General features: G+C 63.3%; 19 protein-coding genes and 1 rRNA gene. 3 read left to right on the forward strand and 17 right to left on the reverse strand.

The genetic code is table 11. The features are described from left to right. From PTE31013_RS07500 to coq7, 13 genes are all read right to left on the reverse strand, one after another. Entirely contained in the window at positions 1–984 is a 984-nt protein-coding gene (locus PTE31013_RS07500) for a D-alanine--D-alanine ligase (RefSeq protein WP_150612152.1), read from the reverse strand. Position 985: 1 nt separating this feature from the next. Then, positions 986–2,395 (reverse strand): UDP-N-acetylmuramate--L-alanine ligase, encoded by a 1,410-nt coding sequence (gene murC / locus PTE31013_RS07505; RefSeq protein ID WP_150612153.1) that lies wholly within the window; start codon positions 2,393–2,395, stop codon positions 986–988. A gap of 1 nt (position 2,396) precedes the next feature. Then, positions 2,397–3,500 carry an undecaprenyldiphospho-muramoylpentapeptide beta-N-acetylglucosaminyltransferase gene (gene murG, locus PTE31013_RS07510; protein WP_150612154.1) on the reverse strand — a complete coding sequence of 368 codons (1,104 nt, stop codon included), beginning with the start codon at positions 3,498–3,500 and terminating at the stop codon, positions 2,397–2,399. Continuing rightward, positions 3,497–4,765, reverse strand: a complete 1,269-nt coding sequence (gene ftsW / locus PTE31013_RS07515) for a putative lipid II flippase FtsW (protein ID WP_150612155.1) — start codon at positions 4,763–4,765, stop codon at positions 3,497–3,499. The genes murG and ftsW overlap by 4 nt, the downstream gene beginning before the upstream one ends. Then, positions 4,762–6,288: a UDP-N-acetylmuramoyl-L-alanine--D-glutamate ligase gene (gene murD / locus PTE31013_RS07520; protein ID WP_150612156.1), complete on the reverse strand. Its 1,527-nt coding sequence runs from the start codon at positions 6,286–6,288 to the stop codon at positions 4,762–4,764. Before murD ends, ftsW begins: the two co-directional genes overlap by 4 nt. A 145-nt stretch (positions 6,289–6,433) precedes the next feature. After that, a complete protein-coding gene (gene mraY, locus PTE31013_RS07525) occupies positions 6,434–7,603 on the reverse strand; it encodes a phospho-N-acetylmuramoyl-pentapeptide-transferase (protein ID WP_150612157.1) in 1,170 nt (389 codons plus the stop codon). A gap of 15 nt (positions 7,604–7,618) precedes the next feature. Further along, positions 7,619–9,028, reverse strand: coding sequence for a UDP-N-acetylmuramoyl-tripeptide--D-alanyl-D-alanine ligase (locus PTE31013_RS07530; RefSeq protein WP_150612158.1), 1,410 nt, complete (start codon positions 9,026–9,028; stop codon positions 7,619–7,621). Beyond that, the gene (locus tag PTE31013_RS07535; protein WP_150612230.1) at positions 9,025–10,563 is read right to left on the reverse strand and encodes a UDP-N-acetylmuramoyl-L-alanyl-D-glutamate--2,6-diaminopimelate ligase; all 1,539 of its coding nucleotides are present in this window, start codon (positions 10,561–10,563) and stop codon (positions 9,025–9,027) included. Before PTE31013_RS07535 ends, PTE31013_RS07530 begins: the two co-directional genes overlap by 4 nt. Before the next feature lie 32 nt (positions 10,564–10,595). After that, complete coding sequence (locus PTE31013_RS07540; protein WP_150612159.1) at positions 10,596–12,371, reverse strand: peptidoglycan D,D-transpeptidase FtsI family protein; 1,776 nt, start codon at positions 12,369–12,371, stop codon at positions 10,596–10,598. Continuing rightward, complete coding sequence (ftsL, locus tag PTE31013_RS07545; protein WP_150612160.1) at positions 12,368–12,712, reverse strand: cell division protein FtsL; 345 nt, start codon at positions 12,710–12,712, stop codon at positions 12,368–12,370. The genes PTE31013_RS07540 and ftsL overlap by 4 nt, the downstream gene beginning before the upstream one ends. Continuing rightward, entirely contained in the window at positions 12,709–13,638 is a 930-nt protein-coding gene (gene rsmH / locus PTE31013_RS07550) for a 16S rRNA (cytosine(1402)-N(4))-methyltransferase RsmH (RefSeq protein WP_425495543.1), read from the reverse strand. Before rsmH ends, ftsL begins: the two co-directional genes overlap by 4 nt. Positions 13,639–13,684: 46 nt before the next feature. Further along, complete coding sequence (gene mraZ / locus PTE31013_RS07555) at positions 13,685–14,113, reverse strand: division/cell wall cluster transcriptional repressor MraZ (RefSeq protein WP_150612161.1); 429 nt, start codon at positions 14,111–14,113, stop codon at positions 13,685–13,687. A 421-nt stretch (positions 14,114–14,534) separates the two neighbouring features. Beyond that, positions 14,535–15,191: a 2-polyprenyl-3-methyl-6-methoxy-1,4-benzoquinone monooxygenase gene (coq7, locus tag PTE31013_RS07560; protein WP_150612162.1), complete on the reverse strand. Its 657-nt coding sequence runs from the start codon at positions 15,189–15,191 to the stop codon at positions 14,535–14,537. Positions 15,192–15,509: 318 nt separating this feature from the next. On the opposite strand from coq7, the gene PTE31013_RS07565 reads away from it, so the two are divergent. Then, entirely contained in the window at positions 15,510–16,664 is a 1,155-nt protein-coding gene (locus PTE31013_RS07565) for a porin (RefSeq protein ID WP_150612163.1), read from the forward strand. 209 nt (positions 16,665–16,873) lie between these two features. Further along, a complete protein-coding gene (locus tag PTE31013_RS07570; RefSeq protein ID WP_150612164.1) occupies positions 16,874–17,353 on the forward strand; it encodes a MarR family winged helix-turn-helix transcriptional regulator in 480 nt (159 codons plus the stop codon). 218 nt (positions 17,354–17,571) lie between these two features. Here the strand turns inward: PTE31013_RS07570 and PTE31013_RS07575 are convergent, their stop codons facing one another. After that, a complete protein-coding gene (locus PTE31013_RS07575) occupies positions 17,572–18,636 on the reverse strand; it encodes an aminopeptidase (RefSeq protein WP_246173934.1) in 1,065 nt (354 codons plus the stop codon). A 127-nt stretch (positions 18,637–18,763) separates the two neighbouring features. Continuing rightward, positions 18,764–20,845: a molybdopterin-containing oxidoreductase family protein gene (locus PTE31013_RS07580; protein ID WP_150612165.1), complete on the reverse strand. Its 2,082-nt coding sequence runs from the start codon at positions 20,843–20,845 to the stop codon at positions 18,764–18,766. A gap of 213 nt (positions 20,846–21,058) precedes the next feature. On the opposite strand from PTE31013_RS07580, the gene PTE31013_RS07585 reads away from it, so the two are divergent. After that, on the forward strand, positions 21,059–22,255 hold the full coding sequence (locus PTE31013_RS07585) for a M20 aminoacylase family protein (RefSeq protein WP_150612166.1): 1,197 nt from the start codon (positions 21,059–21,061) through the stop codon (positions 22,253–22,255). Between the two features lie 180 nt (positions 22,256–22,435). Here the strand turns inward: PTE31013_RS07585 and PTE31013_RS07590 are convergent, their stop codons facing one another. Continuing rightward, on the reverse strand, positions 22,436–23,233 hold the full coding sequence (locus PTE31013_RS07590) for a DUF3047 domain-containing protein (protein WP_150612167.1): 798 nt from the start codon (positions 23,231–23,233) through the stop codon (positions 22,436–22,438). A gap of 175 nt (positions 23,234–23,408) precedes the next feature. Then, positions 23,409–23,521, reverse strand: a 5S ribosomal RNA gene (gene rrf, locus PTE31013_RS07595). Between the last annotated feature and the right edge of the window lie 148 nt (positions 23,522–23,669).

Consider the following 23,669-nt stretch of genomic DNA (forward strand, 5'->3'; position numbering starts at 1 on the left):
TTACTCGGGTTTCCACTGCGCATTCGGATGCAGATCGAGCGTCGCAGTGGCCAGAATTTCGACGACCAGGTCTTCATACGACAGACCCGCCGCCCTTGCCGACATCGGCACCAGCGAGTGGCCTGTCATGCCCGGCGAGGTATTGATCTCCAGCAGGAACGGCTTGTTGTCACGCTTGCGCAGCATCACGTCGGCACGCGCCCAGCCGCGACAGCCCAGCACGAGATAGGCGCGCAGCACGAGGCGCTGCACCTCCTCCTGCAACGACACCGACAGCGGCGGCGGGCACTCGTAGCGCGTCTCGTCCGTGAAATACTTGTTCTGGTAGTCGTAGTTCGCGTCCGGCGCGACGATTCGGATCACCGGCAGCGCGCGCGCGGCGGCCGCGCCCTTCGTGCCCACGCCAAGCACAGGCACAGTCAGTTCGTCGCCGTCGACGAATTCTTCGGCGAGAACGTCCGGATCAAGCGCAGCGGCCTTCTCGTAGGCGGCCTTCAGTTGCGACGCCTCGGTGACCTTCGTCAGACCGATGGTCGAGCCTTCGCGCGACGGCTTGACGATGAGCGGCAGGCCCAGGTCGCGGGCGACGGCATCGAAGTCGCTGTCGGCGGTGAGCATCGCGAAGCGCGGCGTCGGCAGTCCTTCGTTGATCCACACGCGCTTGGTCATTTCCTTATCCATCGCCAGCGCGGAGGCCAACACGCCGCTGCCGGTGTACGGAACGCCCAGGTGTTCGAGGGCACCCTGCAGCGTGCCGTCTTCGCCGTAGCGGCCGTGCAGTGCGATGAACACACGGTCGAACTTCTGCGCGGCAAGCGCGGCAAGGTCGTGCATGCCGGTATCGAAAGCATGCGCATCCACGCCGCGCGAGCGCAGCGCTTCGAGCACACGCTGGCCCGAAATCAGCGAGATCTGACGCTCCGCCGAGCGCCCGCCCATCAGGACGCCAACCTTGCCGAAACGTTTCGGATCGAAAGCACTCACGTCAAACTCCTTGCTGAACTTGCAACTTGCCGGGCACCGCGCCGATGGAACCGGCACCCATGGTGATAACGACGTCACCCGCTCGGGCGACCTGCAGAATGGCGTCGGGCAGCTGCGCGACGTCTTCCACGAAAACCGGTTCTACCTTGCCCGCCACGCGCAGGGCGCGCGACAGTGCGCGCCCATCGGCGGCCACGATGGGCGCCTCGCCAGCCGAATAGACTTCGCCGAGCACCACCGCGTCGGCCTCGGACAGCACCTTCACGAAGTCTTCGAAGCAATCGCGCGTGCGCGTGTAGCGGTGCGGCTGGAAGGCCAGCACGATGCGGCGTCCCGGGAAGGCACCGCGTGCGGCAGCAAGCGTCGCAGCCATCTCGACCGGGTGATGCCCGTAGTCGTCGATCAACGTGAACGTGCCGCCGCCGCTCGACTTGGGCAGCGCGATGTCGCCGTAGCGCTGGAAGCGTCGGCCCACGCCGTGGAATTCGGCCAGCGCCTGCTGGATCGCGGCATCGGGCACTTCCAGTTCGGTCGCGATCGCAATCGCTGCCAGCGCGTTGCGCACGTTGTGCTCGCCCGGCAGGTTCAGCGTGATATCGAGCGGCGCGGCGCCGCCGCCGAACCGGCGCAGCACCGTGAATCGCATTTGCCCGGCGTCCGCACGCACGTCGATGGCGCGCACCTGCGCGTCCTCCGACAGTCCGTATCGCACGATCGGCTTGGAGACGAATGGCAGGATCTCTCGCACGTTCGGATCATCGGTGCACAGCACGGCAATGCCATAGAACGGCAGACGCTGCGTGAACGCCACGAACGATTGCTTGAGGCGGGCGAAGTCGTGTCCGTACGTGTCCATGTGATCGGCATCGATGTTGGTGATGACTTCGATGACCGGATTCAGATTCAGGAACGAGGCGTCCGATTCGTCGGCCTCGACCACGATGAAGTCGCCCGTGCCGAGCTTGGCGTTCGCCCCGGCGCTGTTCAGACGGCCGCCGATCACGAAGGTCGGATCGAGTCCGCCCTGCGCGAGCACGCTCGCCACGAGGCTCGTCGTGGTCGTCTTGCCGTGCGTGCCGGCAATTGCGATGCCCTGCTTCAGGCGCATGAGTTCCGCGAGCATCAGCGCGCGCGGCACGATGGGGATCTGGCGGGCACGGCCCGCGAGGACTTCCGGGTTGTCTGCCGTGATGGCAGTGGACACGACGATGGCGTCCGCGCCTTCGATATGTTCGGACGCATGGCCGCGTGCGACGCGCGCGCCAAGACTGACGAGGCGCCGCGTCACCGCGTTGTCGCCGAGATCGGAGCCGCTGACCTGGTATCCCAGGTTGAGCAGCACTTCGGCGATGCCGCTCATGCCCGAGCCGCCGATGCCGACGAAGTGAATGTGTTTGACGATATGTTTCATTTCAATCCTTGGCCAGGGCCGCGCACACGCGCGCCACTTGTTCGGTGGCGTCCGGCTTGGCGAGCGCCCTGGCTTTCTCTCCCATCGCGAGCAGCGATTCGCGCGTCTGACGGCGCAGCCACTCGGCCAGGGTCTCGACCGACAGCTCACGCTGGTCGATCAGCGTTGCCGCGCCCTTGTCGGCGAGGAAACGCGCATTCGTTGTCTGATGGTCGTCGACGGCATGCGGGAATGGCACGAACAGTGCCGCCACGCCCGCCGCCGCCACTTCGGCCACTGTCATCGCGCCCGCCCGGCAGATCACCAGATCCGCCGCTGCGTACGCCGCGACCATGTCGTCGATGAACGGCACCGCATCGACCGTCACGCCCGCCGCCGCGTAATTCGCCTGCAGCGTCTGAATATGTTTGACGCCCGCCTGATGCGTGACCTGCGGGCGCGCGTCTCGCGCCAGCGTTGCCAGCGCCTTGGGAACAATCTCGTTGAGCACCGTCGCGCCCAGGCTGCCGCCCACCACCAGGATGCGCAGCGGGCCGGTGCGCGCACGGTAGCGCTCGGCCGGCGGCGCCATCTCGTCGAAGTCGGCACGGATCGGATTGCCGACCCATTCGCCTCCGGGGATGGTGTCCGGGAACGCGAGCAACACCTTGTCGGCGACGCGCGCGAGCACCTTGTTCGCCATGCCCGCCACCGAATTCTGCTCGTGCAGTACGAGCGGACGCCCCAGCAGCGACGCCATCATGCCCGCCGGGAACGTGATGTACCCCCCCATGCCGAGCACCACGTTCGGCTTGACGCGACGGATCGCTCCGACGCTCTGCCAGAAGGCGCGCAGCAGATTGAGCGGCAGCAGCAGCTTGGTCATCAAACCCTTGCCGCGCAAGCCGCCGAACTTCACGAACGCCATCGGAATGTCGTACTTCGGCACGAGCGTCGCTTCCATGCCGGCCGCATTCCCGAGCCACACCACGCGCCACCCCTGCACACGCAGGAAGTTGGCGACCGCGAGCCCCGGGAAGACGTGACCGCCCGTACCGCCGGCCATGACCAGCAGCGTGCGCGTCTTCGTTTCCGGGGCCGGCATCGCGGTGGCGCGCTCGGTCATACTTTCCCTCCCCGCATCAGAACGCGGTTCTCGTAATCGACCCGCAGCAGAATGGCCACGGCCACACAGTTGAGCAAAATGCCCGAGCCGCCGTAGCTGACCAGCGGCAACGTGAGGCCCTTGGTCGGCAGCAGGCCCAGGTTCACGCCCATGTTGATGAAGGTCTGCGCGGCCAGCCACACGCCCACGCCCTTCGCGAGCAATCCGGCGAACGTGCGTTCGAGCGCCAGTGCCTGACGCCCGATCTCGAACGCGCGGCGCACCATCCAGTAAAAGAGCAGAATGACGACCAGCACGCCCACGAAGCCGAACTCTTCGCCGATCACCGCGAGGATGAAGTCGGTATGCGCTTCCGGCAGGTAGTGCAGTTTTTCGATGCTGCCCCCCAGCCCCACACCGGTCCATTCACCGCGTCCGAACGCGATGAGCGAGTGCGTGAGCTGGTAGGCCTTGCCGAGCGCGTAGTCCTCGCGCCACGGATCGAGGTACGCGAAAATCCGCTCGCGACGCCACGGCGACAACCAGATCAGCATGGCAAAAGTGGCCACGGCCGTGAGCGCCAGCCCGCCGAACAGGCGACCGTTCACGCCGCCGAGGAACAGCACCCCCATCGCAATGGCCGCGACCACCATGAAGGCGCCCATGTCCGGCTCGAGCAGCAGCAACATGCCGACGAACACGACGGCAATGCCCATCGGCAAGAAGCCCTTGCCGAAGCTCTGCATGAATTCCTGCTTGCGTACGGTGTAGTTCGCGGCGTATAGCGTGACCGCGAGCTTCATGATTTCCGACGGCTGAAGATTGAGCATCCCGAACGGAATCCAGCGCTTCGAGCCGTTCACGCCTTTGCCCACGTGCGGGATCAGCACGATCACGAGCAGCACCAGCGCCAGGAGGAACACCTTGGGCGCGAGCTTGTCGAGCGTCTTGACCGGAATGCGCAGCGTGATGAGGGCCGCGACCAGTCCGATCGTCAGCGAGATGATGTGGCGCACGAGGAAGTGATACGTCGAGTAACCGCTGTACTTCGGCGAGTCCGGCAGCGCGACGGATGCCGAATACACCATCACCAGCCCCAGCGACAGCAGCGAAATCACAACCCAGACGAGCGCGTGGTCGTATTCGAGCATGCGCGAGCGGGTCGGCTTGATGCTGCCGAGCGTACGACTCGCGGCATGGGTCGTGGCCCCTGGCGCGGCTGCCGTACCCGCCCCGGCGAAACCGGCCTGACGCTTCTTGCTGAAGAACGACTTGATACGGTTCATAGCATCACCCCCGCGTCGGCGGCCAGATCCACCACGGTGTCGCGAAACACTTGCGCGCGATGCTCGTAGTTGCGGAACATGTCGAAGCTCGCGCAGGCCGGCGAGAGCAGTACCGCGTCGCCCGGCTGGGCCAGCTTCGCCGCCTCGCGCGTGGCGGCTTCGAGCGTCGAGGCATCGATCAGGTCGACGCCCGTGTCGGTCAGCGCCTCGCGCAGCCGCGGCGCATCACGGCCGATCAGCAGCACGGCACGTGCGTGATGGGCCACGGGATTGGCCAACGGCGAGAAGTCCTGCCCCTTGCCGTCGCCCCCGACAATCAGGAGCAGCGTCTTTTGCAGGCCATTGATGGCCGCGACCGTCGCGCCAACGTTGGTGCCCTTGCTGTCGTCGTAATACTCGACGTCGTTGATGGCACCCACGAGCTGCACGCGATGCGGCTCGCCCGGATACTCGCGCAGGCCATGCAGGAGCTTGGCCATCGGCAGATCGATCGCGCGCGTGAGCGCGAGCGCCGCCAGCGCGTTGGCGGCATTGTGCTGACCGCGGATACGCAACGCGTCGGCCGGCATGAGGCGTTTGCCGACGACCTCGATGGCCGCCTCCACGGCGCCAGCCTTGCGACGCTTCGGCGCTGGCGGGGCGTCGTCGCGCGAGAACCCCTCGACCAGCCAGGACATGCCGCCTTCCATCTCCAGACCGAAGTCGCCCACGGCATCGGGCTTGCCCGTGCCGAAGGTGACGACGTGGCTCCCGGGCGTGGCGAACGCCATCACGCGCGCATCGTCGCGATTGAGCACGCGAACCGTCTGCGGGCCGAAAATGCGCGCCTTCGCGTTGGCGTAGGCGTCCATGTCGCCGTGCCAGTCCAGATGGTCTTGCGTGATATTAAGAATCGTGGCGGCGTCGGGCGCGAGGGAATGCGTCGTCTCGAGCTGGAAGCTGGAGAGTTCAAGCACCCAGACGTCGGGCAACGTAGCGTCGGCAATGCATTCGCCCAGACGGTCAAGCGCCGTCGGGCTGATATTGCCCGCCACCGCCGTGCGCTTGCCGGCGCGACGGCACAGCAGCCCGGTCAGGCTCGTGGTCGTCGTCTTGCCGTTCGTGCCGGTGATCGCCAGCACCTTCGGCGCGTAGCCGCTCGTCGCCTGCATGTGACGCAGCGCCTGTGCGAAAAATTCGATCTCGCCCCACACGGGAATGCCGCGCTCGGCCGCCTCGTGCAGCAGCGCTGCCACATCGGCGGCAAGCGGCGAGAGGCCCGGGCTGATGCCGATCAGTTCGATGTCGGCGAGCAGCGCGTCGATCTGTGCGGCGAAGGCGCCGCCGATGAACTCGGCCTGCGGGGCGTCGGCACGCAGGGCAAGCAGGTTCGGCGGTGTCTCCGACGACGCAAAGCGCGTATCGGCCGCACGCACACGGCAGCCGTAACGCGCGCACCAACGCGCCATCGCCAGGCCGGACTCTCCCAGACCCAGGATCAGGACACGCGGCTGCCAGGATTCACCAAACTTCTCGCCAAACACGTCGCTCTTTCCTTTTCATCGATTCAAACACGCTACGAATGCATCGCATCATCGACACCGATATTCCGCTATCGGCGCGAGCGGCCCTACCTTTAGTCCGGCCTTGCGAAAAGGCAACGTCGCCATTCCGCTGGCCTCGGCCTCGTCAGCGCAGCTTCAGCGTCGACAGACCGATCAGCACCAGCATCAGCGTGATGATCCAGAAGCGAACCACCACCTGCGTTTCCTTCCAGCCCGACAATTCGAAGTGATGGTGCAGCGGCGCCATCTTGAAGATGCGCCGCCCTTCCCCGAAGCGTCGCTTGGTGTACTTGAACCACGTCACCTGCAACATCACCGACAGCGTCTCCGCCACGAACACGCCGCCCATCACAAAGAGCACGACTTCCTGGCGCACGATCACGGCCACCGTGCCGAGCGCGCCGCCGAGCGCCAACGCACCGACGTCGCCCATGAATACCTGGGCCGGGTGCGTGTTGAACCATAAGAACGCGAGCCCCGCCCCCGACATCGCCGAACAGAACACGAGCAGTTCGCCCGCGCCCGGAATGTGCGGGAACAGCAGGTACTTCGAATACACGACGTTGCCCATCACATAAGCGAACACGCCGAGGGCCGCACCGACCAGCACGACCGGCATGATGACGAGACCATCGAGACCGTCGGTGAGGTTCACCGCGTTGGACGAGCCGACAATGACGAAGTACGTGAGCGCGATGAAACCGAACACGCCCAGCGGGTAGCTCATCGTCTTGAAGAACGGCACGATGAAGTCGGCCTTCGGCGGCAGATTGAGCGGGAAACCGTTACGCACCCAACTGATGAACAGCTCGAAGACCTTCAGATTGCTCGTCTCCGACACCGAGAAAGCCAGATAGGTCGCGGCGAACAGGCCGATGATCGATTGCCAGAAGTACTTCTCGCGCGACGACATGCCGCGCGGGTCTTTGTAGACGACCTTCCGGTAATCGTCGATCCAGCCGATGATGCCGAAACCCAGCGTGACGGTCAGCACGATCCAGATGAAGCGGTTACTCAGGTCCGCCCACAGCAACGTGGCGACCGTGATGCCGATGAGAATCAGCACGCCGCCCATCGTGGGCGTGCCTGACTTCACGAGGTGAGTCTGCGGGCCATCGGTACGCACCGCCTGGCCCACCTTCATTTCGGCGAGCTTGCGGATGACCATCGGCCCGAACGCGAGCCCGATCACCAGCGCCGTGAGGCTTGCCATCACGGCCCGAAACGTCAGGTAGTTGAACACGCGCAAATAGCTCGCATCCGCTTGCAGCCATTGCGCCAACGTCAGCAACATTCCATCAATCCTTTATCACTTGACAGGGGCGTCGCCGCCCCCGCTTTCACTCGTCGCGCGCAACTGCTCGAGCACGCGCTCCATCCGCATGAAGCGGCTTCCCTTGACCAATATCGTGGCCGGTGCGCTCAGCGTGGCGTTGAGCTCGGCCACGAGCGGCGCAACGTCCGTCATGTCCGAAAAATGCTCGCCGCCGCTGCCGAAGGCCGCGACGCTGGCTTGCGTCTGATCTCCCATCGCGAGCAAACGATCGACACCGCGCTGCGCGGCGTACTCGCCCACCTCGCGGTGGAACGCCGGCCCGTTGTCGCCGACTTCGCCCATGTCGCCAAGCACCAGCACCCGCGGAGCCGGCGTCTGCGCCAGCACGTCGATCGCGGCGCGAACCGAATCGGGGTTCGCGTTATAGGTATCGTCGATCAACGTGACGCCTGCGAGCGGCCCCCTGGAGATCGTTGACACCTGGAGACGGCCTTTGACGGCGGAAAACGCTTCGAGTGCCCTCACGATCGAGCCAATATCGACATGCGCGCCCAGCGCACAGGCAATCGCCGCCAACGCATTACGGGCGTTGTGCTCGCCGAGCAGCGGCAACCTGAGCGAAAACTCGCCGGCCGGCGACGCCACACGCATGACGCGCGTCGCGCCGTCGTAGCGTCCCGAGACGGCGGCGCGACCATCGAGCGCGAAGTCGAGCACCCGGCGCTTGCCGGCGACCTCGCGCCACATCGGCGCGAATTCGCTCTCCGCCGGGAACACGGCCACGCCGTCGACAGACAACGCCGCCAGCACGGCCGAGTGCTCTTCGGCGACCGCGGCCACGCTCACCATGAACTCTTGATGTTCGCGCTGCGCATTGTTGATAACGGCGACCGTCGGTTGTGCAATCGCGGCGAGATACGCCGTTTCGCCGGGGTGATTCATGCCCAGCTCGAGCACCGCCAGCTTGTCGCTGTCTTTCAGACGGAACAGCGTGAGCGGCAGGCCGATGTCGTTGTTCAGATTGCCCGTCGTCGCCAGACGCTTCTCGGCCCCCACCGCCTCGGCAAAGATCGCCGAGATCATTTCCTTGACGGTCGTCTTGCCGTTACTGCCGGTGACGGCGACCACGGGAATCGCAAAGCGTCGGCGCCACGCGGCTGCCAGCTCGCCCAGCGCAATGCGCGTGTCGGGCACGATCAGCGCCGGCGTCTCGAACCCTTCCGGCACACGCGACGCGACCACGGCGGCCGCGCCTGCACGCGCCACGTCGGCCAGGAAGTCGTGCGCGTCGAAGCGCTCGCCCCGGATCGCCACGAAGAGATCGCCCGGCTGCACCGAGCGGCTGTCGGTCACGATGCGCGCAAAGGCGGTCGAGGGTGCGCCCGTCACGTGCGAATCACTGACGGCGGCTTGGGTATCGGCCAGTTGCCACATCATCGTCATTCGCCCCCTCCACGCACGGTGGTCGCACGCGCGGCGAGTGCCAGACGCGCATGCTCCTGATCGGAGAACGGTCGTTTCTTACCCATAATTTCCTGCGTACTTTCGTGTCCCTTGCCCGCGACGAGCACGACATCGGCTGCCTGCGCGCCGCGCACGGCCTGCAGAATCGCACTCGCCCGGTCTTCGATGCAGCGTGCTGCGCCCGGTTGTGCCAGACCGGCGGCGATCTGCGCCATGATGTCGGCCGGCACTTCGGTGCGCGGGTTGTCGCTCGTCAGCACGACGGCGTCGGCCAGGCGCTCGGCCACCGCCCCCATTTGCGGACGCTTGCCCTTATCGCGGTCGCCACCGCAGCCGAACACGCAGACGAGCTTGCCGCCACGCGCCGAGGCCACCGGCCGCAACGCGTCCAGCGTCTTTTCGAGTGCGTCGGGCGTGTGTGCATAGTCGATGACCACCAGCGGCTGCCCCGGCTGTCCGATCTGCTCCATGCGTCCCGACACCGGGGTGAGCGCGGCGAGCCCGGCAATGGCGACGTCTTGCGGCACCCCGGCGGCCAGCGCCGCGCCGAGCACGGCAAGCGCATTGCTCACGTTGAATTCGCCAATGAGCGGCACCGTGATCTGCTGGCTGTGATCGTTCAGATGCAGTGTGAAGCGCGTGCCCACCGTCGTTGCGCGGATATCCTCGGCGCGCAGCACGACGTTGCCGTGCGCCGACACCGCGTCGCCGTGAAGGCCGTATTCATAGACCGGCGTCTTCCCGGCTAGGCGCGCGAGCAGGCGTTGTCCCATCGCGTCGTCGCGATTGATGACCGCAGCCTTCAGGCCCGGCCAGTCGAACAGACGTGACTTCGCCGCCTCGTACTCGGCCATCGTGCCGTGATAATCGAGATGGTCCTGCGTCAGATTGGTAAAGACGGCGATGTCGAAAGCCACGCCGTTTACGCGCCCCTGATAGAGGCCGTGCGACGACACTTCCATCGCCACCGCCACCGCGCCCTGCGCCCGCAGGTCGCCAAGGCTGCGTTGCAACTGGACCGCATCGGGCGTGGTGAATCCTGTGACCGTCAGATGTCCGGGGAAGCCGCTGCCCAGCGTGCCGATCACCGCGCTGCGCGTGCCGGCCTTCGACAACAGTTGCGCAAGCCACTGACTGCACGATGTCTTGCCGTTCGTGCCGGTCACGCCCAGCATCGTCATGCCGACGCTCGGCTCGCCGCACCAGAGCGCCGCCAGCGGACCCGCCAACCCGTCGAGTTGCGGCACACCGAATTCGGGCACGTTCGCAACGCTGGCCAGCGACGCTGGCCAGGTAAAGCCGTCACTCTGCCAAAGCACGGCAGCGGCGCCGCGCTCCACGGCATCGGCGATGAAACCGCGACTGTCGGCACCTTTGACGGCATACGCGACGAAGACGTCGCCTGGCATCACGCGGCGGCTGTCGGCTTGCAGTGTCGCACCGGCCGGCGCCGTGCGGCGCAGCCAGTCCCACGCCTGCGCCAGCGTGGCGCGCTCGGCGGCGTCCGCGATCATGGCGAGCGTGGCGGGGGTTTGCGGCGTCGGGGTCACGGTGCCCATGGCTCGCTCTCCTCCACCTTGTCGCTCACGACGAGCTTCGTTACCGGCGAATCCGGCACCACATTCAACGCGCGCAGCGTGCCGCCTACGATCGCGGCGAACGCCGGGCCCGCCGCCACACCGCCATAGTGCGAGCCACGCCCCGGTTCGTCGAGCGTGACGGCCACGATGATGCGCGGCTCGGACATCGGCGCCATGCCGACGAACGACGCACGATATTTGCTCTTGTCGTATCCCTTGCCCGACTGCTTGTACGCCGTGCCGGTCTTGCCACCGACGCGATAGCCGACGACCTGCGCTCGCGTGGCGGTACCACCGGGCGATGTCACCATTTCCAGCATCTTGCGCACTTCACGCGCCGTCGTGGGCGATATCACCGGCGCGCCCTTCACGACGCTGCCATCCGTCTTGTAGATGGAGATCGGCAGCAGCTCGCCGTCGTGCGCGAACACGGTATAGGCACGGGCCAGCTGAATCAACGAGGCCGACAGGCCATAGCCGTAGCCCATCGTCGCCTGCTCGATCGGACGCCAGCTCTTGGCCGGACGCAAGCGCCCCGCCACCGCGCCGGGGAAACCGATCTTCGGCGCCTGGCCGAGGCCGACGCTCGTGAACATGTCCCACATTTCCTGCGGCTTCATCTGCAGCGCGATCTTGGCCGTGCCGATGTTGCTGGACTTCTGGATGACGCCCGCCACGGTGAGCAGGCCGTAGTCGTGCGTGTCCGTGATGTTCGCGCCAAAGAAGTTGGCGCGGCCAGTCGTCATTACGGTCGACGCCGGCGTTACATGGCCATTTTCGAGGGCGGCGGCAATGGTGATCGGCTTCATGATCGAGCCGGGCTCGAACGTGTCGGTAATCACCCGGTTGCGCAACTGCGCGCCGGTCAGGTTCCTGCGGTTGTTGGGGTTGTACGTCGGGAGATTCGCGAGCGCCAGCACCTCGCCCGTGCGCACGTCGAGCACCACGGCACTGCCGGCCTTCGCGCCAGTGCGCTCGATGGCGTCTTTCAGTTCGCTGTATGCGAGGAACTGGATCTTGCTGTCGATCGATAGCGTGATGTCGTGGCCGTCGCGCGGCTGCGCCAGGATGTCGACACCCTCGACCACACGACCGAGACGGTCCTTGATGACGCGACGGCTTCCGGGCGTGGCGGCCAGATCTTTCTGCATCGACAGCTCGACGCCTTCCTGCCCGACATCTTCCACGTTCGTAAAGCCGACAACGTGCGCCGCGATCTCGCCTTCCGGATAGAAGCGCTTGTACTCCTTGCGCTGGTACACGCCGGGGATGTCCAGATCCGCGACCTGCTTGGCCACGTCCGGCAGCACCTGACGCTTCACGTAGACGAAGCTCTTCTCCTGATTCAGCTTGCGGCGCAGATCCGGCTCGCCCATCTCGAGCAGACGCGCGAGCTGACGCACCTGCTGCGTCGAGATGTCGTCGGGCACGTCTTCGGGAATGGCCCAGATGGCCTTGACGGGCAGACTGGTGGCCAGCACCTGCCCGTTACGGTCGAACACTTTGCCGCGCGTGGCGGACATCTCCAGTGTACGTTCGTAACGGCTCTCGCCCTGACGTTGATAGAAGGCATTGCCCGGGCCCTGAATCCAGAAGGCGCGCGCGACCAGTGATCCGAACGCGCCGAAGATCACGAACACGAGCATCTTCGAGCGCCACATCGGCAGACGCACGGACAGGACCGGGCTGGCAGTGAACTGCACATCCTTGGTCTTGGCCTTGGCGTCCTTGCGGCGAATCATCGCTTGCCTCCGCTCGCGGGGGCGGACACGGGGCTTGCGCTTGGCACCGGCACATCCACCATCGCGCCGGTGCTACCGGCGGGTGCGGACAGATACTGTGTGCGACCCGGCGAGACGGCCTGCATCTTCAGGTCGTTGCGCGCGACGCTTTCGATGCGGGCGCTCTTGCTTTGCGCGCTCTGCTCGTACTGGAGGCGATCCCAGTCCTGCAACAGTTGATGCTCGAGCGCCTGCTCGCGGTTGAGTTCGACGAACGTACCACGCGCCCGATACTGGGCATTGATCAGCGACAGCGCGCAGGCGATGAGCATGACGAGCAGAAGCGCATTGAGCCGGCTCATGTCGACACCCGTTCCATGACCCGCATGATTGCGGAACGCGCACGCGGGTTCGCCTCCACCTCGGCGGCGGACGGCTTGATCTTGCGGCTGGACTTGAAGGGCGGCTCGGGGATTTCGTGGGCGCGCAAAGGCACGCGGCGATCCACCACCGGCGCGCTCGAGCGCGCCTGCATGAAGCGCTTCACGATGCGGTCTTCCAGCGAATGAAAGCTGATCACCACGAGTCTGCCTCCCGTTTCGAGGACATCGGCGGCCACATCGAGGGCTATCTGCAGGTCCGCAAGCTCTTGATTGACGTGAATCCGTAGAGCCTGAAAGGTGCGTGTTGCCGGGTCCTTGCCCTTCTCACGGGTCTTGACGGCGCCCGCCACGATCTCGGCAAGCTCGCGTGTGCTGACGAGTGGACCGAGGCGATCGGCGTTTGCCCGGCGAGCAACAAGCGCCTTTGCAATCTGAAAAGCAAACCGTTCTTCCCCATAGTCCTTGATGACCTCCGTGATGTCTTCCAGCGTTGCCCGGGCCAGCCAATCGGCGGCCGACTCACCGCGCGTGGGATCCATGCGCATGTCGAGCGGGCCGTCGAAACGAAAACTGAATCCGCGCGCGGGGTCGTCGACCTGCGGCGACGACACCCCCAGGTCCAGCAACACCCCCGACACCTTGTCGATACCGCGCCGGGCCAGCGCATCGCGCAACGTCGCGAAGCTGTCGTGCTCAATCGAAAATCGCGGATCGGCAATTTTTGCCGCCTCCGCGATCGCTTGGGGATCCTTGTCGAACGCGATCAGCCTCCCCTTGGCGCCCAGCCGCTCGAGAAGCCTGCGACTGTGCCCGCCGCGGCCGAAAGTGCCGTCGACGTAGACGCCGTCGTCGCGCCACAGCAAGGCATCCACGGCCTCCTCAAGCAGGACCGTGCGGTGCTGCATAACCGTTTCCACCGCGTGCGTCATGCTCGTCGGACCACCTGATCTGTCAAAAAGTGAAGTTTTTCAGTGCATCCGGCATGCCTTGCGCCATCGCTGCCTGTTCCTTGGCGGCATACGTCACGGCATCCCAGAGTTCAAAGTGACTGCCCATGCCCAGCAGCATGACTTCCTTGTCCATGCCCGCAGCGGCACGCAACTCGGGCGCCACCAGGACACGGCCCGCCGAATCCATCTCGACGTCGGCGGCGTTGCCCAGGAAGATGCGCCGCCACCAGTGCGCGTCCATCGGCAGTGCGGCGATCTTGCCGCGGAAGATTTCCCATTCAGGACGCGGGAACAGCAGCAGACATCCGTCCGGGTGCTTGGTGATCGTCACCTTGCCTTGCGCGTCGCCCTGCAGCACGTCACGATGCCGGGCCGGAATCGACATCCGTCCCTTTGCATCGAGTGAAAGTGCCGAGGCTCCCTGAAACACGTGCGCTCCCGTGAGGTTTCGTCCGCCTGCCCGTCATGCCGAAAGAGAAAGATTTCGTGCCTTACACCACACAAAAATACACTTTCTCACACTATTTCCCACTTTAGAGGAGAGTGTTTGGGCGGTCAAGCGTTTCACCCGTTTTTCGGAGGGAATTTGTCAGACAGAACAATGACTTAGCTCACTTTCCTAAAGCTGCAAAACGGAATTTTGTCAGGAAAATTAAAGACATAACTGCGATAGTGAAAGTGGAACCTCAAACTTTAGGCATCCCCTGCGGGAGGCCCGTCAGCGCTATCGATACCGCGTAGTGCGCGCTCACGCCGTGCCAAGGCGCGGCAACTGCCGGCTGGCACGCGTCACACAAGGGGAGATCGACACGGAAGGCGGGGGGGGCAATCGCGGAAACGCTTCAAGTGCTCTATATATAGTACGCGGTCGTCGTCATGACTTTGGCGGCGGCGCGCATCACGCGCTGCACGGGGGCCGGCAGTTCGATCCCGCCGGCGTCGCGCGCCGCCTGGCCGTGCGCAATCTCGTCGCGTCGCATCTGGTCGACGATGGCACGCGAGCGCAGGTCGTTCGGCGGCAAGTCGTTGAGATGGGTCTCCAGATGGTGCTCGACCTGCCGCTCCGTCTCCGAGACGAACCCCAGGCTGACCTTGTCGCCGCACTTGCCTGCGACGAAGCCGATGGCGAACGCGCCGGCATACCAAAGCGGATTGAGCAGGCTCGGGCGCGAGCCGAGTTCCGAGAGACGGTGCGCCGTCCAGGCGAGGTGATCTTCCTCCTCCTTGCCCGCCTGCTCGAAGGCGAACCGCAGTTCCGGACGTACCGTCGCCAACTTTTGCGCCTGATATAGCGCCTGCGCGCAAACCTCGCCCACGTGATTCACGCGCATGAGGCCTGCCACGTGCCGCCGCTCTTGCGAGGTCAATGCGTCGTCGCCAATCGGCGCGTCACTATATACGGAGGGAATCGGAGCATCGACCGTAGGTGTCGGGCGAGTGGCTTGCGTGACGCCAGCGATCGCTCGCAGGCCACGGTCAAGTTCGGAGATCAGGTTGTCGGAAAACATCGTACTTTCAACTCACTTCGATTTTTCATCATGTGGGACATAAGACGATTCCGTCGCCCCCGCAACGGATGATACGCGCCTTTGTCCGGCGCGCCTTGCGCGGGTGCAAAGGCATGAAAGCCCCACTGGACGCCGGTTTCCGGGCTGTTGCGTAAACGAAACAAAGGACGCCGCAAACCCGCGCAAAACCGGCCTTTTCCTTTGCCGGCCACAGTGAATTTGTTACATTACGTCCAACTTCTCGCGAAGTTGATTAGCAAGGACGTTATCACTAGTGACCTTGTTAAACAAATCTCACAATCCTTTGGAGATCACTCAATGAAAAAGTCGCTTCTCGCTCTGGGTGTGCTCGGCGCATTCGCTGGCGCTGCTCACGCTCAAAGCAGCGTGACCCTGTACGGTATCATCGACGGTGGCTTCACCTACGTCAACAAGACGGGCGGCAACGTTTCCGGCACCGGCAACGCTGCCAAGAACATCTCGCTGAACAGCGGCAACCTGCAAGGTTCGCGTTGGGGCCTGAAGGGCGCTGAAGATCTGGGCGGCGGCCTGAAGGCGATCTTCGTGCTGGAAAGCGGCTTCAACATCAACAACGGCGTCTCGGCCCAGGGCGGTCGCCTGTTCGGTCGTCAAGCTTACGTTGGCCTGAGCAGCGCAACGGCCGGCACGGTGTCGATCGGTCGTCAGTATGACTCCGTGGTTGACTTCGTTGGCCCGTTCGCTTCGGGTAGCCAATGGGCAACGTATTCGGGCGCTCACCCGTTCGATAACGACAACCTGAACAACTCGTTCCGCGTCAACAACTCGATCAAGTACACGACCGCCAACTACAACGGCTTCCACGCTGGCGCTCTGTACGGTTTCTCGAACTCGGCCAGCACGGGTGGTACCGGCACGGGCTTCGCGAACAACCGCGCATGGTCGGTTGGCATGGGCTACGCCAACGGTCCGTTGACCTTGGGCGCTGGTTACCTGTACCTCGGCGCACCGGGCAGCAACAGCTCGGGCGTGCTGCTGAGCGGCGACCAGAACACGGCGATGACCGCAGGTGGCCTGGCCTCCAGCGACAAGGCATACATTGCTTCGGCAGGCGGTTCGTACGCCTTCGGTCCGGCCACGGTTGGCCTGGTCTACAGCCACAGCAAGTATGACTACATCGGCGGCGGCAGCTGGAAGTTCGACAACGTCGAACTGAACGGCAAGTACATGCTGACCCCGGCTCTGCAACTGGGCCTGGCTTACACGTACACCTGGACGAAGCTGGCATCGGGCACGACCGACCTGTCGCCGAAGTACCACCAAGTCAACCTGGGCGTCGACTACTTCCTGTCGAAGCGCACGGACACGTACCTGGTTGGTCTGTGGCAACACGCCAACAACGATGCTCCTGGCGGCGCATCGATGAACGGCCAAGGCTTCGCGAACAGCACGAACCAGTTCGCCGTTACGGCTGGTATCCGTCACAAGTTCTAAGCTGACAGTTTCTGTCACTTAGGCTTTGACGAAAGGGCACCTTCGGGTGCCCTTTTTTTGTTGCGCTCCCGGAACCGAATGCTGCCGGCCATCCGCCCCATGCGCTCCTGCCAACATAGCGAGCGCCAGCACTTCGTAACGCCCCCAACTTGACCGATGGTTTATTTCAAACCTAAAATTTCCATACTGTAGATTTTACGTTGCCCACCATGAGCCTCGCCGACGCTGACTCTCTCGATCTCGAAACGCGAGCCCACGATCGCGAGCACGACGCCCTGCGGCTATGGCTGCGCCTGCTCACCTGCGCCAACATGATCGAGACGGATATCCGCTCCCGCTTGCGCCAGGATTTCGATTGCACGCTGCCGCGCTTCGATCTGCTTGCGCAACTCGACCGGCACCCCGAGGGGCTGAAGATGGGGGAGCTTAGCAAGCGGATGATGGTCACCGGCGGAAACGTCACGGGCATTACCGATCAGTTGGAGAAGGAAGGGTGGGTAACGCGCCAGACGGTCGCCAATGACCGGCGCGCCTTTCTGATCAGGCTCACGCCACGCGGCAAAAAGGCATTCTCCGATATGGCTCATGCCCACGAGCAGTGGATCGAGCAGCGCGTTGGGAAACTGTCGGAGGACAGGCAGCAGCAGCTTTATGCCCTGCTGGGCGACTTGAAATCGGTGATTGGCTGACAGACGAGAAGCGCCACTTTCGCTTTGAAACGGGGCGCTCTCGCTAACGTTCGATCCGGGATCATCGATGTTCAACCCCCGACGCTCGCTGGACCTCCGCCCCTGCAATCCTAGAACCGTCGGCGCTTCGATTTTCGACCCTTCCCCGCTCACCGCTCACTGTTCGACCTTCCACCTTCGATCTTCGGATCCAGGTCCAACGGTGAGCCTCACCGGTTCTAGCGTCGCGCCTGCATCGGCGCATCGAGCAAGTCGCGAGCGGCGACCGCCTCCGGGGTGCCATCCAACGCTGTGAGCGTGGCAATGCGCTCAGCCTCTGGCCGCTTCGATAACGTTTTGACGGCGGCATAGAATGCCGGCAAGTCGTCGTGCTCCTCTGCCAGTAACGCCATGAACGCCGGCACCCACTGGTTATAGGTCGCAAACGATCCGATCTTCGCGTTATTCAAGTGGGAGGCGAACCAAAGGTCGAACCCTTTGTACCCGCCCCACGACGTCTTCAACCGCTCATAGTCGGCGCGCATGCTGGCGAACAGAGCGTCCTTGCTCACCATCTTCTGCGCGTCCGTTTGCGAGCTGTCGTACAGCGTTTCCAAACGCTTGCGATAGCCATCCACCAGTTGGCGAAACCGGCGTCGGTGCGCGTCGTATCGCTCGTACTCCATTGCAGCGTCGGGGTGCGCCGTCAACCAGCGCCGTACCCCCACGGTTTCCACTGTCACGGCGAAAGACTCGTTGAATGCCGTATCGCCTCGAACAAACAAAATCTGATGGGCGAGTTCGTGGAAGATCATCCGCGCAACTTCCGCCCGCGGAAGATAGATGAATGTGTTGAGCAGCGGATCGTCAAAATAGCCCAGCGTCGAATAGGCCGGAATTCCCGCGACGAACGTCTCCCAGCCCTCTCGATGCAACTCGTCCGCATAGGCCTCGGCAGATTCGCGAGAGTAATAGCCCCGATACTCGACGCATCCGACGACTAATAGACAGGACTCTCGAAGCTTCAATGACAGCGTCGGTGCGGCAAAGACGTTGTAGACGACGAACGGCCGCTTGAGGTCCGCGTAGCTGCGGTAGCTCCCGTTATCCGGCTCACTGAGCGCGGACACGGCATAGCTGCGAATTTGCTCGGCCTCGATTAGCCGTGTGCGCAACTGCGGTGCAATCGATGAATCGGCAAGCAGATCGGAGACCGGCTGCGCCTCATGCAACACGGTGAAGTGCCCGTTAATCGACTGTGCGTAGTACCCGACCTGGCCACATCCTGCAAGACCGAACAACATGCCCCATCCCGCCATCGCAGCCGCAACGGTACGAAAGATCGATCGCCGGCACGCTGAGAACACCGGAAACCTCGCAGACGGGATAGGCATCGCGGGCTCCTCGGTCTCAACTCGACATCGACGGGCGTTATGACAGCGCCGGCGCGACTTCGACCAGGCAATCGTAAAACGTCGGTGCCCGCCCAAGATCAGTCAGCTGCTGGCTCGTGACTTCGTTGGCATTCTTGCCGTCCGCTGCAAGCTTTTTCCACCAGATCGACAGACCGACCACGACGCCTTCACGCGCCTTCTCCGTCACTCGAGCCCTGGCATTCAAGGTACCTCGATCGTTGAAGATGCGCACATCGCCCCCATCCACAATGCCTCGCGTTGCGGCATCGGAGGGATGAATATCCAGCGTCGGCTCGCCCACCGAGGTGCGCAGGCTATCGACATTCACGAAGCTCGAATTCAGGAAGTGACGGGCGGGCGGCGAGATCATTGCCAGCGGATAGCGGGCCGCCAGATCCGGATTGCTCGCAACCGATTCATACGGCGGCACCCAGTCGGGCAATGGGTCGGAACCTTCCTGCAACATGCGCTCGGAATAAAACTCGCACTTGCCGGACGGCGTCGGGAACTGCCCGTTCGCAAACGGCGCATCCGGAAGGTCGTAGCGGATCCACCCATCGCGCTTGAGGGTTTCCCAGTTGCTGCCTGCCATGCGGGCATCATTCCAACGAATCGATTGCGCTGCCAGTTGATCGTCGGTGTCGGAGAAGCAGGCCTCCTGCCATCCCATGCGCCGGGCCAGCAGACGAAAGATCTCCGAGTTGGGCTTGGCGTCTCCGAGCGGAGCAATCGCCGGATTGTTCGCCAGCAGATAGGTGTGACCGTAAGCCTTGTGGATATCCAGATGCTCGAGCTGCGTCGTTGCCGGCAGCACGAAATCAGCATAATCGGCGGTGTCCGTCTGGAAATGCTCCAGGACCACCGTGAAAAGGTCTTCGCGGCCAAAACCGGCGGCGACCTTGCCCGACTCCGGCGCCACCGCAACCGGGTTGCTGTTGTAGACCACCAGCGCCTCGATCCTCGGCCCGAACACCTCGTCGCCCGGATGGCAGAGGGCGTCGCCGATCGCACTCATGTTCACCACACGAGCCGGCTTTTCCCGGTGCGGCCGCAGATCGGGCCGTGCCTGTGCCACTGAATCGACGGGTGCGTAACCGGATGTCGACATCAGCAGCCCGCCCGCCGGATCGCGCCAAGCACCGATCAATGCCGGCAAGCACGCGACCGCGCGCGTCGCCTGCCCGCCGCCTTTGGCGCGCTGCATGCCGTAGTTCAGCCGGATCGCGGCAGGCTTCGCGCTCGCATACTCGCGCGCCAAAGTCGTGATCGTGTCGGCATCGATACCGCAAATTTCCGCGACGCGAGCCGGTGTGTAATGCCGCACGCGATCCTTGAGCTGCGCGTAGCCCACGGTGTGTCGCGCAACATATTCGTGATCGACCCGGTCCTCCGCGATCAGGACGTGCATCATGCCCAATGCCAACGCGGCATCCGTACCCGGCAGCAAGGCAATATGCTGATGGCATTTCTCTGCCGTGAGCGACCGATAGGGATCGATGGCGATCAGCTTCGCTCCGCGGCGCTTGGCTTCCTGCGCGATAGCCCAGAAATGCACGCTCGATGTAATCGGATTGCTGCCCCAGATAAGAATCAGCTTGCTGTCGACAAAGTGCTCGACGTGCATACCGACGCCAGCGCCATACGTGTATCGAAGCCCCGCAGCGCCCGCACTCGCACAGATCGTGCGATCGAGGTCAGACGCGCCGAGCTTGTTGAAGAACCTTGCAGCCATCGATTCGCCCTGGACGAATCCCATCGTGCCTGCATAGCTGTAGGGCAAAATCGCTTCGGGGTCGCGCGCCGCGATCGCTCCCAGCCGGGCGGCGATCTCGTCAAGCGCCTCATCCCAACTAACCGGCGCGAACTGTCCGCTACCTTTCGGTCCGACGCGCTTGAGCGGATGCAACAGGCGGTCCGGATGGTAGGTCCGCTCGGTGTATCGTGAGACTTTCGTACACAAGACGCCCTTGGTCGTCGGATGGTCTGGATCGCCCTGGACCTTGATCGCGACGCCATTTTCCACCGTGACGTGCATCGCGCACGTGTCGGGACAGTCATGCGGGCATGCGGCCCGAACGACGCGGGTGTTGGTCGTCATGAAACGACTCCTCTCTTTACAAAATTGCTGCGTTCGCCAACGGTGCGACGCTGGCAATATTGTAGTACGTTCCCCTTGGCTCCACCCCGCAGCACGGCCGCTTGCGACATTTTCCAGACGCGTCCGGCGCTGCGCTCGGGCGCTTCCTAGCAAGGTGCCAGTCCAGGGCATTAGGGGTAAGATGAGCCATTGCGCCTTGCAGGAAACCCCGTCATGAAGCTAATTCCAGAAATCGACGCCGCACGCGGCGAAATCCAGACCATCCGACGTGACATTCACGCGCACCCCGAACTGTGCTTCGAAGAGAAGCGCACTTCCGATGTGGTTGCGGACACGCTGACCCAATGGGGTATCCCCATTCATCGCGGACTCGGTAAAACAGGCGTCGTCGGCATCATCAAGCAAGGCAGTAGCGACCGAGCGATCGGTTTGCGCGCCGACATGGATGCGCTGCCGATTCGCGAAGCCAACACGTTCGAGCACGCGTCAAAGCACGAAGGCAAGATGCACGCCTGCGGTCACGACGGCCATACGGCCATGTTGCTTGCCGCCGCACAGTATCTCCAGAAGCATCGCCATTTCGACGGCACCGTCTACTTGATTTTCCAGCCAGCCGAGGAAGGCGGCGGTGGCGCGCGGGAAATGATCAAGGATGGCCTGTTCGAACGCTTTCCCATGCAGGCAGTGTTCGGCATGCACAACTGGCCGGGCGTGCCGACCGGTACGTTCGCTGTGACGCCCGGCCCCATGATGGCCTCGAGCAACGAATTCAAGATCACACTTCGCGGCAAGGGGACCCATGCGGGCATTCCGAATGCCGGCATCGATCCGGTGATTGCCGCAGTTCAGGTGGCCCAGGCGTTGCAAAGCATCATCACGCGCAATAAGCGTCCAATCGACGCCGCCGTGCTCTCCATCACACAGATCCATGCGGGTGACGCCACGAACGTGGTTCCCGATCTGGCATGGTTGGGCGGCACGGTCCGGACGTTCTCGATCGAAGTCCTGGATCTTATCGAGACGCGTTTGCGCGAGATCGCCGAATTCGTGGCCAAGGGATTGGGCTGCTCGGCCGAAATTGAATTCCTTCGCAACTACCCGCCGACCATCAATGACCCGGGTATGGCAGCGCTTTGTGCCGACGTGATGCGCGAGGTGGTGGGCAACGAGAACGTCAACGACAAGGTCGAACCCACGATGGGCGCGGAGGACTTCTCGTTCATGCTCCTGGCGAAGCCGGGGGCGTACGTCTTCATCGGAAATGGCGAAGGCAACCACCGGGACACGGGCCACGGCCTCGGTCCGTGCAACCTGCATAACGCCAGCTATGACTTCAACGACGATCTGCTGCCACTGGGCGGCACCTACTGGGTCAAGCTTGTCGAAACCTATTTTGAACGCCATCGGTAAGCGGTCTGGGTAGTCCCTCGAAAACGCCCCATTTCCCGGGGCTCGCAGAAGTCGAAATTACGCAGCCACGACCCGCCGCCGGGCGTTACCGTCCTGATCCGTTGGCCCGGACGACAAAGAGAAAAGCCGACAAGTATGACTTGTCGGCTTTTTCGCTTTTTCGTTACGAATGCGATCGCACTAGTTCGCAGCGGTTGTCGTAGGTATGCCATCCGTTTCAAGACGAATGTCACCGTACCACGCCGTGAATTTCGATCGTGTATTGTCGCCGTCGCTCATAATGGCGATGCCGATCAGACGGCCCGGAGGTTCGCCAAACGCCCTTTCGTAATCCTTGACGATGTCACGAGAATACGTCTGCCATTTCCCGAGGTGCTCGCCACCGCGCTCGACAACGAGTGAGCGAATGCGGCCGGTATAGGGATTGGCAACGATTTCGTCCGCATCGAATTGATCGTCGCCCCATGTGTACATCAAGGTCGCAAACGGTAACTCGCGACCGCTCACCATGCGCGCCAATTCTCGGTGTAGTTGATCCTGAACGGTGAGTTTCGCAGGATCGCCATCGAACGCGAGGGCAATGCGAACGGGCGCATCGTCGAATCGTTTCGTGCGGATGTTTGCTTGCGCGGGTATGGCATCGGCGCGCCAGCGCCACGTTAGCCTGGCCCCCGGGTATATCGGGATGTCGAGCGTCTGTGCGATTCCGGACGCAGATCCGTCGACCGCTGCACGAATGACCGCGATGTCATGGCTATCAGTCGTCTGTTCGTAATGGGTGAGCCGTTTGTTGCGTGTGACGAGATAGGTTTCCCAGTGCGGGGGCAAGCCATCCGGATTCACCGCGGTAGAAAGGAGCGCAATTCCATCGCTCCGTACCGGCGACACCGAGGCCGCAACGTCTTTTGACGAAGCTCCCGGCGAGGAGCATCCCCCCATTCCCCAGGCAACGACTGCGGCACCAACCCATGCCGCCACACGCCATCTTGCATGGCGCCCGCTTCGATCTTGATTCACCACGCGTTTCGCTCTCCGAACTTCCACCCACTCAGTGGTCGAATGCTAAGCGAGAAATGGAAATCGATCCAGCCGGAATTTCCCAGAAAAGCAAAAACCCCTTGCTACGCGTTGTAGCAAGGGGTTTTTAGGGGGAGCCTGACGATTACCTACTTTCACACGGGAATCCGCACTATCATCGGCGTGGAGTTGTTTCACGGTCCTGTTCGGGATGGGAAGGGGTGGTTCCAACTCGCTATGGTCATCAGGCATAACTTGTATGTTCTGCTGAGCGGGGCTCAACAAAACCAATTCGGAAGAAGCGTAGTACTACATTGTGCTGGGTTGCGAGTTGTATCGGCACTGAGTGCGATACTCACCAGGAAAACACACTGGTTATAGGATCAAGCCTCACGGG

This window comes from Pandoraea terrigena (genome assembly GCF_902459705.1).
GTDB classification, from domain to species: domain Bacteria; phylum Pseudomonadota; class Gammaproteobacteria; order Burkholderiales; family Burkholderiaceae; genus Pandoraea; species Pandoraea terrigena.

Excerpts from the sequence above, each read along its gene's own strand:
- murC (WP_150612153.1), bottom strand. The coding sequence starts at position 2,395 with ATGAAACATATCGTCAAACACATTCACTTCGTCGGCATCGGCGGCTCG.
- murG (WP_150612154.1), bottom strand. The coding sequence starts at position 3,500 with ATGACCGAGCGCGCCACCGCGATGCCGGCCCCGGAAACGAAGACGCGC.
- ftsW (WP_150612155.1), bottom strand. The coding sequence starts at position 4,765 with ATGAACCGTATCAAGTCGTTCTTCAGCAAGAAGCGTCAGGCCGGTTTC.
- mraY (WP_150612157.1), bottom strand. The coding sequence starts at position 7,603 with ATGTTGCTGACGTTGGCGCAATGGCTGCAAGCGGATGCGAGCTATTTG.
- PTE31013_RS07530 (WP_150612158.1), bottom strand. The coding sequence starts at position 9,028 with ATGACGATGATGTGGCAACTGGCCGATACCCAAGCCGCCGTCAGTGAT.
- PTE31013_RS07535 (WP_150612230.1), bottom strand. The coding sequence starts at position 10,563 with ATGATCGCGGACGCCGCCGAGCGCGCCACGCTGGCGCAGGCGTGGGAC.
- PTE31013_RS07540 (WP_150612159.1), bottom strand. The coding sequence starts at position 12,371 with ATGATTCGCCGCAAGGACGCCAAGGCCAAGACCAAGGATGTGCAGTTC.
- ftsL (WP_150612160.1), bottom strand. The coding sequence starts at position 12,712 with ATGAGCCGGCTCAATGCGCTTCTGCTCGTCATGCTCATCGCCTGCGCG.
- rsmH (WP_425495543.1), bottom strand. The coding sequence starts at position 13,638 with ATGCAGCACCGCACGGTCCTGCTTGAGGAGGCCGTGGATGCCTTGCTG.
- coq7 (WP_150612162.1), bottom strand. The coding sequence starts at position 15,191 with ATGTTTTCCGACAACCTGATCTCCGAACTTGACCGTGGCCTGCGAGCG.
- PTE31013_RS07565 (WP_150612163.1), top strand. The coding sequence starts at position 15,510 with ATGAAAAAGTCGCTTCTCGCTCTGGGTGTGCTCGGCGCATTCGCTGGC.
- PTE31013_RS07570 (WP_150612164.1), top strand. The coding sequence starts at position 16,874 with ATGAGCCTCGCCGACGCTGACTCTCTCGATCTCGAAACGCGAGCCCAC.
- PTE31013_RS07575 (WP_246173934.1), bottom strand. The coding sequence starts at position 18,636 with ATGTTGTTCGGTCTTGCAGGATGTGGCCAGGTCGGGTACTACGCACAG.
- PTE31013_RS07580 (WP_150612165.1), bottom strand. The coding sequence starts at position 20,845 with ATGACGACCAACACCCGCGTCGTTCGGGCCGCATGCCCGCATGACTGT.
- PTE31013_RS07585 (WP_150612166.1), top strand. The coding sequence starts at position 21,059 with ATGAAGCTAATTCCAGAAATCGACGCCGCACGCGGCGAAATCCAGACC.